Raw genomic sequence first — 12,768 nt, forward strand, 5'->3', positions numbered from 1 at the left:
GGCGGCCCAGCCGCGCTGGGCGGTGGCGGCGCGGGCGACGGCGGCGTCCACGTCGGCGGGCGTGGCGGCCGGGACGGTGGCGATGACCTCCTCGGTCGCCGGGTTGAGGATGTGGTGCTCGTGGGGGTGTTCGTTGGTCACGGGGTGGTTCCTCGCATCCACGGGGTGGTTTCTCACATGCGCTCGAAGGACCGGAAGCGTTCCCAGTCGGTGACGGCGGTGTCGTACGCCTCCTGCTCGACGCGGGCCATGTTGAGGTAGTGCTCGACCACCTCGTCGCCGAACGCGGCCCGCGCTATGGGGCTGGCCTGCCACAGCTCGGCGGCGTCGCGCAGCGAGGTCGGCACGTGTGCAGCGTCGCCGGTGTACGCGTTGCCGGTGCAGACCTCGGGCAGCTCCAGCTCCTGCTCGATCCCGTACAGCCCGGCGGCCACCATTCCGGCGACGGCGAGATACGGGTTGACGTCGCCGCCGGGGAGCCGGTTCTCCAGCCGGTGCGCCTGGCCGTGGCCGATGACGCGCAGCGCACAGGTGCGGTTGTCCGGGCCCCAGGCGACGGCGGTGGGCGCGAAGGAACCGGGCCGGAAGCGCTTGTAGGAGTTGATGTTCGGCGCGTAGAGCAGGGTGAAGTCGCGCATCGCGGCGATCTGCCCGGCCAGGAAGTGGCGCATGGTCTTCGACATGCCGTACGGGCCGTCGTCGTCCGCGAGCACGGGCTGCCCGGCCTCGTCGCGCAGCGAGAGGTGGATGTGACAGGAGTTGCCCTCGCGCTCGTCGTACTTGGCCATGAAGGTGAGCGCCATGTCCTCCTGGGCGGCGATCTCCTTGGCGCCGGTCTTGTAGATGACGTGCTGGTCGCAGGTGGTCAGCGCGTCGTCGTAACGGAAGGCGATCTCGTGCTGGCCGAGGTTGCACTCGCCCTTGGCCGACTCCACGGTCATCCCGGCGGCACCCATCTCGTTGCGGATGCGGCGCAGCAGGGGCTCGACGCGGCCGGTGCCGAGGATGGAGTAGTCGACGTTGTACTGGTTGGCGGGGGTCAGCCCGCGGTAGCCGCTGTCCCACGCCTGCTCGTAGGTGTTCCGGAAGACCATGAACTCCAGCTCGGTCCCGGCGTACGCGGTCCAGCCGCGCTCCGCGAGCCGGTCCAGCTGGCGGCGCAGGATCTGCCGCGGGGAGGCGACCACGGGCGAGCCGTCGTGCCACGAGAGGTCCGCGGTGAGCATCGCGGTGCCGGGGTTCCAGGGGGTGCGGCGCAGGGTGGCGGTGTCGCCGTGGAGGGCGAAGTCACCGTAGCCGCGCTCCCAGGAGGACATGGCGTAGCCGCCGACGGTGTTCATGTCGGCGTCGACGGCGAGCAGGTAGTTGCAGCCCTCGGTGCCGTGCTCCAGGGCGTCGTCCAGGAAGAAGCGGGCGGCGAACCGCTTGCCCTGGAGTCTGCCCTGCATGTCGGTGAAGGCCAGGACGACGGTGTCGATCTCCCCGGCGTCGACGAGCCTGGTCAGCTCGTCGACCGAGAGCGGGGGCGTGCGGTCTGCCACGGTGGTGCCTCCTGGCTTCGGACGGGTGTGGGGGGCGCGGAGTGGCCTTAAGGTAATACCGCAGACCATTGATTGGGAAGGAGGTGCGGCGGGTTCCATGAGCGATGGCGGAAGCGGGAGTGGGGGCGCGGGCGCGGCCGGGGACCGGCTCGCGCCGGTACTGCGCCCGGTGCGCGCCGGAAACGGCTTCGAGGAGGCACTGGAGCAGATACTCCAGGTCGTACGGCTGGGGCTGGTCCCCGACGGCGGCCGCCTCCCGGCCGAGCGCGAGCTGGCGGAGCGGCTGCGGATCAGCCGGGTGACCCTGCGCGAGGTGCTGAAGGTCCTCCAGGACCAGGGGATCGTGGAGAGCCGCCGCGGCCGGTACGGCGGCACGTTCGTACGGGCCCGGCCCGAGCCCGCCGCGGGCGGCGAGGACGAGCTGCGGCGGCGGGTCGAGGCGGTGGACGTCGAGGACACGCTGCGCTTCCGGGAGGTCCTGGAGGTCGGCGCGGCCGGGCTGTGCGCCGCGCACGGCCTGACCGACGCCCAGGCCGCGCGGCTGCGCGCCGCCCTCGACGCGACGCGCGACGCCCCGCTGGCCGACTACCGGCGCCTGGACACGATGCTGCACCTGACGCTGGCCGAGCTGGCGGGCTCACCGTCGCTGGCCGCCCAGTACGCGGCCGTCCGCGCCACCGTCAACGACCTGCTGGACTGCATCCCGCTGCTGGTACGGAACCTGGAACACTCCCAGGCCCAGCACGGCGCGCTGGTCGAGGCGGTGCTGGACGGGGACGCGGACGGGGCCCGCGAGGTGATGCGGGAGCACTGCGAGGGCACGGCGGCGCTGCTGCGCGGGTTCCTGCCGTAGCCCCCTTTTTTCCGTGGAGGGTCTTGCGCGGACCCTCTCCGTGCGGCAAAGGTATGCCCCCACACCAATCCCCGACCCCCGTCCCCACCCCGCGCCCGTGCCCGTCCCCTCGTGCGACGCCAGGAGTGCCCATGGTTGACATGGCCGAAGGAACCGAGACCGCNCCGCACCTCCCCCGACCCCGGCGAACCCGGCGACGACGGGTACCTGGAGCGGCGCACCCTGCGCCGCGGCAGCGCGGGTCCGCTGCTGCTGACCGGCCTCGGCGTCGCCTATGTGGTCTCCGGCGACTTCTCCGGCTGGAACTTCGGCCTCGCCGAGGGCGGCTTCGGCGGGCTGGCCATCGCCGCCGTGCTCATGGGTCTGATGTACACCTGCATGGTCTTCGCGCTCGCCGAACTCGCCGCGATCCTCCCCACCGCGGGCGGCGGCTACGGCTTCGCGCGGCGCGCCCTCGGCCCCTGGGGCGGGTTCCTCACCGGCACGGCGATCCTCATCGAATACGTCCTCGCGCCCGCCGCCATCTCCATCTTCATCGGCGACTACGTCGAATCGCTCGGCCTGTTCGGCCTGGAATCCGGCTGGCCGGTCTATCTCGCCTGCTTCGTGATCTTCATCGGGATCCACCTGTGGGGCGTGGGCGAGGCCCTGCGGTTCAGCCTCATCGTGACCGCCATCGCCGTCACCGCGCTGCTGATCTTCGCGGTCGCCGCCTTCACCGACTTCGACTCGGGGTCGCTGAACGACATCGCGGTCGACCACTCGGCGTTCGGCTCCAACTCCTGGCTGCCGTTCGGCCTGCTCGGCATCTGGGCGGCGTTCCCCTTCGGCATGTGGTTCTTCCTGGGTGTGGAGGGCGTCCCGCTCGCGGCCGAGGAGACTCGCGAACCCGCGCGGACCCTGCCCAAGGCCATGGCCTCGTCGATGGGCATCCTGCTGGTCCTCGCCCTGCTCACCTTCCTCGCCGCCACCGGCGCGCGCGGCGCGGACGCCGTGCAGGACGCGGGCAACCCGCTGGTCGAGGCGCTCCAGCCGGACGGCGAGCCCACCACGCTGTCCCGCGTCGTCAACTACGCCGGTCTCGCCGGTCTGGTCGCCTCCTTCTTCTCCCTGATCTTCGCCGGTTCGCGGCAGCTGTTCGCCCTCTCCCGGGCCGGATACCTGCCCCGCTTCCTGTCCCTGACCAGCCGTCGCAAGGCCCCCTACCTGGGCCTGCTCGTCCCCGGCGCCATCGGCTTCGGCCTCGCCGCCTGGTCGGGCGACGGCGCCCGGATGCTGAACGTCGCGGTCTTCGGCGCCACCATCTCGTACGCCCTGATGTCGCTCTCCCACATCGTCCTCCGCCGCCGCGAGCCGGGTCTCGACCGCCCGTACCGCACCCCCGGCGGCGTCGTGACCTCGTCCATCGCCTTCCTGCTGGCCTGCTCGGCGCTGGTGGCCACCTTCCTGGTGGACAAGGACGCGGCGTTCATCGCCCTCGGCGTCTACGCCGTGGCGCTCGCCTACTTCGCCTTCTACAGCCGCCACCGTCTGGTCGCGTCGGCGCCGGAGGAGGAGTTCGCGGCGCTGGCGGAGGCCGAGGCCGAACTGTCCCGCGACTGAAAGAACGGACTGACCGTTGCCCCCTCTGATCGGCATCAGCACCTACCTCGAAGCCTCCGCGCACTGGGGCGTCTGGAACCTCCCCGCCGCCCTGCTCCCCGCCGGGTACCACCAACTCGTCCAGCGCGCCGGGGGGTTGGCCGCGATGCTGCCCCCGGACCCCGCCACGGGCTCGGCGGCCGCCGTGGTCTCCCGCCTCGACGCGGTCGTGATCTCCGGCGGCCCGGATGTGGAGCCCGTACGGTACGGGGCCGATGTCGACCCCCGTACGGGCCCGCCCGCGCGGGAGCGGGACGCGTGGGAACTGGCCCTGATCGAGGCGGCGCTGTCCTCAGGCGTTCCCCTGCTGGGCATCTGCCGGGGCATGCAGCTGTTGAACGTCGCCTTGGGCGGCACCCTCCACCAGCACCTGGACGCCCACGCGGGCCCGCCGGGCGTCTTCGACCAGCACGAGGTGAAGCCGGTCCCCGGCACCCTGCTGGCCGAGGCACTACCGGAGCCCCTCTCCGTGCCCACCTTCCACCACCAGTCGGTGGACCGCCTCGGCGAGGGCCTGATCGCCAGCGCGTACGCGTCCGATGACGGCACGGTGGAGGCGGTGGAGCTGCCGGGCGCGGAGGGCTTCGTTCTCGGCGTGCAGTGGCACCCGGAGGCGGGCGACGACCTGCGGGTCATGCGGGCGCTGGTGGCGGCGGCGAGCCGCTGACACCAGCCGGAGGGGAGGGCATCCGGGAGGTGGGGGGTGCTCGAAGCTCATCTCCGCTTCGAGCACCCACTCCCCCGGCCGGTAGCCCGAGCCACAACGGCGGTCAGGACGTGATCTCGAAGGAGTCGCCGTAGACCTTCCACTTCAGCGGCGGGTTCAGGTCGAAGTTCTTCGCGTTGAGGAAGACGCGCTGCGCGGTGTCGACCCGGCTGGTATCGCTGTGCGCCTCCTCGCTCTGCATGGCCTTCTTGCGGGCGTCGAGGAAGGCGTTGAGGTACGTGGTCTGGTTGCCGCCCTGCGCCGGGGTCTTGGCCTTGGACATGGCCGTCTTGCGGATGCCGCCGAAGCTGTACTTGCTGCTGCCGGGGCCGTGCATGACGATCGCGTCGTAGTAGATGAACTGGCCGAGGGCGCCGAGGCCGTCGCCCTTGCCCTGCTTGACGGACGGGTTGAAGTAGACGCGGTCGCGCTCGTGCTCCTGGGCGTCCTGGAACGCCTTGTCGGCGGCGGCCGTCTTCCAGTCCTTGGTGAAGTTGGGGTCGAGGCCGCTGTGGGAGTCGCTGCCGTTGACCCTGCGCAGGGCGGGGAGGTACTTGGCGAGGACGTTGCCCGGCTTCTGCTGGGTGTAGTACTCGACGAGTTCCAGCATGTCGCCGGTGCCGGAGCAGAAGCCGATGATCCCGGCGGTGTAGCCGCGGCCGTCGCCGATGTCCTCGATGTACTTGAACTGGGCGCGCCAGTCCAGGGAGGAGTTCTCGGCGCTGGAGACCAGCTTCATGGCGATCTCCTTCTTGGCCGGATCGTCCAGGTTGGCCGCCACGCCCGCCTGCTGAGCCGAGGAGTGTGCGGGGGCGGCGGCCTGGCCCACTCCGACGCCGATGCCGGTGAACACGAGCGCGGCGGGTAACGCCACGGCCGCCGCCGTCAGGCCGATCCTTCTGGACATGGGGGACTCCGTTCGCTTGAGTCGTCCGTTAGGAATGTTTCCTAACCATTGAAGCGAGCGCGCCACACCACCCACAAGGCTTTCGGCTCAACTCGCCTACTACGGCTGCGGAATGGGCACCGCCGCGTCGCCGCCGTCGGCCGTGTCGACCGGCCCCTCGGCAACGATCGGAGCGCTCTTGGGCGCCGCCGTCGCCGAGGGGGCCGCCGTCGCCGAGGGGACCGCCACCGCCCGCCACCACAGCTCCAGCGGCAGCCCGCGCTCCGGCTCGAAGGGCTGGCCCGGGCGCGGCACGGCCACGCTCGCGCCCGCGGCGCGGGCCGCGGTGACGGTGCCCTCGGCGGGCTCCTCCCACGGGTGCGGGGCCAGGTTGAAGGTGCCCCAGTGGATCGGCAGCATGATCCCCCGGCCGGGCTCGCCGCCCTGGAGGTCGACGTGGGCGCGCATGCCCTCCTCGGGGGTCATGTGGATGTCGGGCCAGAACTCGCTGTACGCGCCGATCTGGATCATGGTCGCGTCGAACGGACCGTACGACTTCCCGATCTCCGCGAACCCGGGGAAGTACCCGGTGTCCCCGCTGTGGAATATCCGGTGCTCGGGCCCGGCCACCACCCAGGAGGCCCACAGGGTGTGCTGGGTGTTGCGCAGCGCGCGGCCGCAGAAGTGGCGGGCGGGGGTGGCGGTGAGCAGCAGCCCGGCCACATCGGTGGACTCGTGCCAGTCCAGCTCCGTGATCCGGTCCACCGGTACGCCCCAGTGCTCCAGGTGCGCGCCGACCCCGAGCGGTACGACGAACGTCGTCCCCGTGCGCACCAGCGCGCGGATCGTGGGCATGTCCAGGTGGTCGTAGTGGTCATGGGAGATGACCACCGCGTCCACCGGTCCCAGCTCCCGCAGCGGCACCGGGACGGGGTGCAGCCGCTTGGGCCCGACGGCCGCGAAGGGCGAACAGCGCGAACCCCACACCGGGTCGAACAGCACCCGCCGCCCGTCGATCTCGGCGAGCACGCTGGAGTGGCCCATCCAGGTCAGCCGCAGCCCGGAGGCGGGTGGTGTGGCCAGGTCGGCGAGGGTGGTGGGGTGGACCGGCACGGTCCCGGCCGGGGCCCGGCGCACCCGGTGCTCCTTGCGGAAGTACGTGGGGAGGAACTTCAGCATCGAGCCGGAGGGGGCGGTGCGGCCGCCGCCGGGGTTGGTGAAGACACCGTTCGCGAAATTCGGGGACCGCCGGATGCGCTCCATCCGCTCCCCGGCCGGGTCCGCCCCGAAGGCGGCGGGGCGCAGGGCTGTGGCGAGCCGGGCACGCTGAGGGCTGGGACCGGTCACGGCACCTCCTGGGTGAAGGGGAGCGACGGGGCACCCCATGGCCTGTGCTGTTGTGCTGCTGCACTGTCACAACTGTCGCGACCGGTGACCTTGTTCCGGAAGAGGACTCCGGATCCGCTCAGGTCGTTCTCAGGGTGTGAACGTCAGGCGCAAGTGATCCTCGACCGGGCGGTAGCCGATCCGCTGGTAGAGGGCGTTGCTGGTGGGGTTGGCGAGGTCGGCGAAGAGCAGCACCCGCTCGGCTCCCGCGGTACGCGCCGCCCGGCTCACGGCGGCCGTGACCGCCCCCGCGTACCCGCGTCCGCGCAGCTCGGGCGGGGTGTAGACGAGCGAGACCCGGACGGTGTCCGCGATCGTGCGGCTCACCGCGGCGGTGGCCACCGGCTCGCCGTCCACCTCCCACAGCAGGGCGCCGTGGTGGCCGAGCCGGTCGTCCACCGCGCGCGCCACCTCGTTCTCGGGCAGCGCCCCGGTGTCGCGGCCGAACGCCTCGTACCAGCTCAGCAGCAGGTCGCGGTCGGCGGTGGTGGCCGTCCGGGCCCGCCCCCGTACGGGCCCGGACGGGGTCAGGGTGTGCAGCCGGTACAGCCGCTGCACGTGGTCGGCCCGGCGGGCTTCCCCGGTGTGCCGCTCCCAGGCGTCCGCGAAGGCCTCGGCCTCCGGGCGGGCGCCGGTCACCCCGGTGATCCGCGGCCGGTCCGCCCGGGCGAGGGTGCGGGCCAGCGCGTCCGCCGCCTCCGCGGGCATGGCGGAGAGCAGCGGCGGATGGGGCGGGGTGCGGACGAAACCACCCTCGACGGCGCCCGAGGGCGCCCGCCACCAGCCGTAGACCGGCGGCCGGTCGCCGTAACGGCCGCTGCCCGCCGCCTCCAGCGAGGAGACGACGGTGAGGAGAACGGTGTGCCGGACCGGGCGGGCGCGCAGGAACGCGCCCGCGGCGGCCCGGAACTCATCGAGGTCGTCGGTCGTCGTCCACGCCATGCCGTCCAGGCTGGCGCGCACGGCCCGCCCGGCGCATCTCATTTATCCGAGATGTGTTTCGAGCTCAGCAGCTCAGGTTCGAGCCGGGGGTGGTGCCGAGTATCTGGACGAACCTCTGGTACGCGTTGATCCGGCTCTGCACCTGGCCCGGGTTGGCGCCGTTGCACTCCAGGCTGCCGTTGATGCTGCGGATGGTCTCGCCGAAGCCGCGCTGGTTGACCATGGCGTTGTGCGGGGTCATGGTGCCCGGGCCGGTCTGGGTGTTCCAGTACCAGAGGGCGGTCTTCCAGGACACCGCGGAGTCGTTCTGCACCAGCCAGGGGTTGTTCAGCAGGTCGATGCCCAGGGCGTCGCCCGCGGCCTTGTAGTTGAAGTTCCAGCTGAGCTGGATCGGTCCGCGGCCGTAGTACGCCGCCTGGCCCGCGGGGCAGCCGTAGGGCCGGTTCCAGTCGCAGTAGGTCGGGTAGTTCGCCTGGTTCTGCTCGACGATGTGGACGAGACCGCCGGTCTCATGGCTGACGTTGGCGAGGAAGGCGGCGGCCTCCTGCTTCTTCACGGTGTCGCTGCCGGTGTTCGCGAAGCCGGGGTAGGCGCCGAGGGCGGCGGTCAGGCCCTGGTAGCTGTAGAAGCCGTTCCGGTTCGGGAACATCTGGTTGAACTGCGCCTCGCTCACGACGAAGCCGGAGGTCCCGCCCCCGCCGCAGTCGTACGGCTCCCAGTACCAGGTGCTGATCACCGGGTCGTAGCCCGGGTTGTCGTGCTCGGCCCGGTAGTACCTGCCGTCGGTGTACCGGACGATGTCACCCGTCACGTACCACTTGCCCGCGACCCAGTCCGGGTAGCTACAGGCCGCGCGCGGGGCCGTGCCCGCCGAGTCCGCCGACGCGGAGGCCATGGGCATGCCAAACAGTAAGGCGCACGCCGCCGCCAGTGCGGCGAACCATGCCATGGCGCGTCGTCTCCACATGGGACCACCCCAATCCTCGTGTTGTCGGAGGACACTCAATCGGCTTGGTCTATACCAGTCAAGGTCCAGACCAAGCCGATATGGGGTGCGGGCGTCCGGCTCAGGTCTCGCGCTCGCCAGGCCACGTCCTCGCAGGCGGAGAGAATACTGAGTACATGCACGTACGTAATTCTTTTCGGAAGTGGCGCTCGCGGAATCGGCGGGCGGGGCCGCGGGAGCGGCGTCTGCTCTCCCTGCTGAGCGTGCGGAGCGTCGCCGGCCAGGTGTTCATCCTCCAGCTCGTGGTCATCATCGTCCTTGTCGCCGCGACGGTGGCGGCCCTGGCGCTCCAGGCACGGCGCCAGGGGACGCAGGCGGCCCGCAACGAGGTGCTGGTCGCCGGCGAGGTGTTCGCGAACTCTCCGGGGGTCGTGAAGGCACTGGACGGCCCCGACCCGACCGCGGCGCTCCAGCCGCGCGCCGAGGCGGCACGTAAGCAGTCCGGCCTCGACAACATCGTGGTGGCGACGACGAACGGGATCCGGTACACCCACCGCAACCCGGACCTGATCGGGAAGCACTACGTCGGTCCGTACAAGAAGGCGGTGCACGGCAAGGCCTTCACGCACATCGTCACGGATCCCCTGGGGCTGTCCGTGTACGCGGCGGTGCCCGTGTTCCGGCCCGATGGCTCGGTCGCCGGCATCGTGAGCCCCGAGATCACGGTCGAGAACGTGAACGAAGAGGCGGAGCGGCAGCTGCCGGTGCTCTTCGGTGCCGCCGGTGGCGCGCTCGTCCTGGCCGCGGGCGGGTCGGCGCTGGTGAGCGGGCGGCTGCGGCGCCAGACCCGTGGCCTCGGCCCGATCGAGATGACACGGATGTACGAGCACCATGACGCGGTGCTGCACGCGGTGCGGGAGGGGGTGCTGATCGTCGGGGGTGACGGGCGGCTGCTGCTGGCCAACGACGAGGCGCGGCGGCTGCTGGACCTGCCCGCGGACGCGGAGCAGCGCCGGATCACGGACCTCGGCCTGCCGGACGCCACCGCCGAGCTGCTGTCCTCCGGCCGGACGGTCACCGACGAGGTGCACCCGGCGGGAGAACGGCTGCTGGCGGTCAACCTGCGGTCCGTCGAGAGCGGGGGCGCGACGGGCAGCGTGGCCACGCTGCGGGACACCACCGAACTGCGTGATCTGGCGGGCCGGGCCCACGTGGCACGGGAGCGCCTGCGGCTGCTGTACGACGCCGGGGTACGGATCGGCTCCACACTGGACGTGGCGCGCACCGCCGAGGAACTGGCGGAGGTCGCGGTGCCCCGGTTCGCCGACTTCGTCACCGTCGAGCTGCTGGACCCCGTCCTGCGCGGCGAGGAACCGGACGGCGTGAGCACCGAAATGCGCCGCACCGCCCTCCGCGGCATCCACGACGACCCGCCCCTCTTCCCGGTGGGCGAGCTGATCCGTTTCGTCCCCGCCAGCCCCGTGGCCACCGGTGTGACCACCGGCCGCGCGGTACTCGAACCCGACCTGGCCGCTTCCGACGGCTGGCGGAGGCAGAATCCGGAACGTGCCCGGAGCGTCCTGGACTACGGCATCCACTCCCTGATCTCGGTGCCGCTCCAGGCGCGGGGCGTCGTGCTCGGGATGGCCAACTTCTGGCGCTCGGAGAACGGGCCCTTCGAGGAGGAACACCTGTCCTTCGCCGGGGAGCTGGCCGCCCGGGCGGCCGTGTGCATCGACAACGCGCGGCGTTTCACCCGCGAGCACACGACGGCGGTCACCCTTCAGCGCAGCCTGCTGCCCAGCGAGCTGCCCGAGCAGTCCGCCGTCGAAGCGGCCTTCCGCTATCTGCCCGCCCAGGCCGGGGTGGGCGGGGACTGGTTCGACGTCATCCCGCTGCCCGGTGCCCGGGTGGCCCTGGTGGTGGGTGACGTGGTGGGCCACGGCCTGCACGCCGCCGCCACCATGGGCCGCCTGCGCACGGCCGTGCACAACTTCTCCACCCTCGACCTGTCACCCGACGAGCTCCTCGGCCACCTCGACGAACTCGTCACCCGCATCGACCAGGAGCACGCCGCCGAGGGCGACGACACGCCCCTCACCGGAGCCACCTGTCTGTACGCGATCTACGATCCGACCTCGGGGCAGGCCACCATCGCCCGCGCCGGTCACCTCGGCCCCGCCCTCGTCGACCCCGACGGCTCCGTCACCTTCCCCGAGGTCCCCGTCGCCCCGCCGCTCGGCCTCGGCGCCGGCCTGCCGGTGGAGACCGCCGAACTGCATCTGCCCGCGGATGCCCGGCTGGCCCTCTACACCGACGGACTCATCGAGAACCGCGACCGGGACCTCGACACCGGGCTGGACCTTCTGCGCCAGGCCCTGGCCCATCCCGACCGGACGCCGGAGCAGACGTGTCAGGCGGTGCTCGAGGCGCTGCTGCCCGCCCGCCCCAGCGACGACATCGCCCTGCTGGTGGCCCGCGCCCGGAGACTGGACCCCGGCCAGGTCGCCGAGTGGGACGTGGCGGACGACCCCAGCGCCGTCGCCCCCACCCGCGCCGCCTGCGCCCGCCGGATGGAGAGCTGGGGCCTGGACCACCTCGCCTTCACCACCGAGCTGATCGTCAGCGAACTGGTCACCAACGCCCTCCGCTACGGCACCGCCCCCATCCGGCTCCGTCTGCTGCACGAACCCAACAGCCTGATCTGCGAGGTCTCCGACAGCAGCAGCACCTCCCCGCACCTGCGGCGCGCGGCCGCCACCGACGAGGGCGGCCGAGGGCTGTTCCTCGTCGCCCAGTACGCCCAGCGCTGGGGCACCCGGTACACCGCCCGCGGCAAGGTCATCTGGACCGAACAGTCCCTGCACCCCGGCGCCGCCGAACCCGGCGCCGCCACGGGCGACGACCTGCTGGACCAGTGGGACGACGCGGGCTTCTGACGGCCGGTGCCGATGCCGATGCCGATGCCGATGCCGATGCCGATGCCGATGCCGCGCAACGGCACGGGCCGGTCCGGAGTTACCGGATCAGGTCTCGCGCTCCGGTACGTAGGTCTCGGCGTCCAGGCCGAAGGTCCAGGCCACGCCCTCGCGGGCGGTCCGGGTGCGGGGCGGTACGCGCAGCCAGTACGTGCGGTGCGTACCGTCCGGCTCCGGCGTGGAGTTGACCACCTCGACCATCACCACCGGCTCGTCGTCGACCAGGTCGATGCGCCACAGCACCCCCGTCTCGTCCCGGTGCACGGGCTGCGCGCCGGACTCGTCGAGATAGCGGTCGTAGCCGTAGTGCTCCAGCATCACCCGGCGCAGCTCCGCGTTCTCCTCCGTGCGGATCCGGTCCGGGGTCAGCTCGCCCAGCTGGTCGAGGAATGCGGCGGGCACCGGCATGCCGCGCCAGGCGTACAGCGCGAAGCCGTCGGGGAAGGCCAGCGCGGGGCCGTCGCCGCGGTCGAGGCGGCCCGCTTCGTCGCGGTGCAGCTCGGCCGGGCGCTCCGCGATCACCACGGCCTTCTCGTACGGCCAACACCAGCCCGCGGCGCGGGCGACCGCCACCAACCCGGCGAGCCCGTCCTCCGAGCCGTCGGCGACGGAGGCCAGCCAGGGCGCGTCATGCTGCCCCAGCACCGCGTCCAGCAGGGCGAGCCGGACGGCCGTCTCCCGATCCGCCCGCTCCGTGCCCGTCCCCTCCGCCAGCGCCTCGATGACGCCCGTGCGGATGCGCTCGGTGAGCGCCCGGGTGACGTCCCACAGCGGCGCCCCCGTCAGCGCCCAGCGCTCGGCCCACCCGGACGGGCCCAGCGCGGTGTGCGCCCGCTGCCGGGCGCGCGCCCAGGGGCGGGTGCGCACCGCGTCCCGCACCGAGGCGCCC

At 72.2% G+C, this 12,768-nt stretch carries 11 protein-coding genes; 4 read left to right on the top strand and 7 right to left on the bottom strand.

What is annotated here, in order from left to right:
* Positions 1-177 (bottom strand): aldehyde dehydrogenase family protein (locus EEJ42_RS18100; RefSeq protein ID WP_342778296.1); only part of this gene is annotated, 177 nt, incomplete at its 3' end.
* On the bottom strand, positions 174-1,541 hold the full coding sequence (locus tag EEJ42_RS18105; protein ID WP_123100964.1) for a glutamine synthetase family protein: 1,368 nt from the start codon (positions 1,539-1,541) through the stop codon (positions 174-176). The genes EEJ42_RS18100 and EEJ42_RS18105, both read right to left, overlap by 4 nt.
* Before the next feature lie 97 nt (positions 1,542-1,638).
* On the opposite strand from EEJ42_RS18105, the gene EEJ42_RS18110 reads away from it, so the two are divergent.
* From EEJ42_RS18110 to EEJ42_RS18120, 3 genes are all read left to right on the top strand, one after another.
* Positions 1,639-2,394, top strand: a complete 756-nt coding sequence (locus EEJ42_RS18110; protein ID WP_123100965.1) for a FadR/GntR family transcriptional regulator — start codon at positions 1,639-1,641, stop codon at positions 2,392-2,394.
* A 135-nt stretch (positions 2,395-2,529) separates the two neighbouring features.
* The gene (eat, locus tag EEJ42_RS18115; protein WP_246096876.1) at positions 2,530-3,996 is read left to right on the top strand and encodes an ethanolamine permease; all 1,467 of its coding nucleotides are present in this window, start codon (positions 2,530-2,532) and stop codon (positions 3,994-3,996) included.
* A gap of 16 nt (positions 3,997-4,012) precedes the next feature.
* Positions 4,013-4,702, top strand: a complete 690-nt coding sequence (locus tag EEJ42_RS18120) for a gamma-glutamyl-gamma-aminobutyrate hydrolase family protein (RefSeq protein ID WP_123100966.1) — start codon at positions 4,013-4,015, stop codon at positions 4,700-4,702.
* Between the two features lie 103 nt (positions 4,703-4,805).
* Here EEJ42_RS18120 and EEJ42_RS18125 read toward each other — a convergent pair whose 3' ends face one another.
* From EEJ42_RS18125 to EEJ42_RS18140, 4 genes are all read right to left on the bottom strand, one after another.
* Positions 4,806-5,648, bottom strand: a complete 843-nt coding sequence (locus tag EEJ42_RS18125) for a chitosanase (RefSeq protein WP_123100967.1) — start codon at positions 5,646-5,648, stop codon at positions 4,806-4,808.
* 99 nt (positions 5,649-5,747) lie between these two features.
* Complete coding sequence (locus EEJ42_RS18130; protein ID WP_123100968.1) at positions 5,748-6,974, bottom strand: MBL fold metallo-hydrolase; 1,227 nt, start codon at positions 6,972-6,974, stop codon at positions 5,748-5,750.
* A 129-nt stretch (positions 6,975-7,103) separates the two neighbouring features.
* Positions 7,104-7,955: a GNAT family N-acetyltransferase gene (locus EEJ42_RS18135; RefSeq protein WP_123100971.1), complete on the bottom strand. Its 852-nt coding sequence runs from the start codon at positions 7,953-7,955 to the stop codon at positions 7,104-7,106.
* 64 nt (positions 7,956-8,019) lie between these two features.
* Positions 8,020-8,922: a glycoside hydrolase family 19 protein gene (locus EEJ42_RS18140; RefSeq protein WP_123100969.1), complete on the bottom strand. Its 903-nt coding sequence runs from the start codon at positions 8,920-8,922 to the stop codon at positions 8,020-8,022.
* A 242-nt stretch (positions 8,923-9,164) separates the two neighbouring features.
* On the opposite strand from EEJ42_RS18140, the gene EEJ42_RS18145 reads away from it, so the two are divergent.
* Positions 9,165-11,840, top strand: coding sequence for a SpoIIE family protein phosphatase (locus tag EEJ42_RS18145; protein WP_123100970.1), 2,676 nt, complete (start codon positions 9,165-9,167; stop codon positions 11,838-11,840).
* 87 nt (positions 11,841-11,927) lie between these two features.
* On the opposite strand, the gene EEJ42_RS18150 is transcribed toward EEJ42_RS18145, so the two are convergent.
* The coding region (locus EEJ42_RS18150) for a DUF6745 domain-containing protein (protein ID WP_123100972.1) at positions 11,928-12,768 on the bottom strand (841 nt) is incomplete at its 5' end.

This window comes from Streptomyces botrytidirepellens, from assembly GCF_003721215.1.
Taxonomy (GTDB): Bacteria; Actinomycetota; Actinomycetes; order Streptomycetales; family Streptomycetaceae; genus Streptomyces; species Streptomyces himastatinicus.

Excerpts from the sequence above, each read along its gene's own strand:
- EEJ42_RS18110 (WP_123100965.1), top strand. The coding sequence starts at position 1,639 with ATGAGCGATGGCGGAAGCGGGAGTGGGGGCGCGGGCGCGGCCGGGGAC.
- EEJ42_RS18125 (WP_123100967.1), bottom strand. The coding sequence starts at position 5,648 with ATGTCCAGAAGGATCGGCCTGACGGCGGCGGCCGTGGCGTTACCCGCC.
- EEJ42_RS18135 (WP_123100971.1), bottom strand. The coding sequence starts at position 7,955 with ATGGCGTGGACGACGACCGACGACCTCGATGAGTTCCGGGCCGCCGCG.
- EEJ42_RS18140 (WP_123100969.1), bottom strand. The coding sequence starts at position 8,922 with ATGTGGAGACGACGCGCCATGGCATGGTTCGCCGCACTGGCGGCGGCG.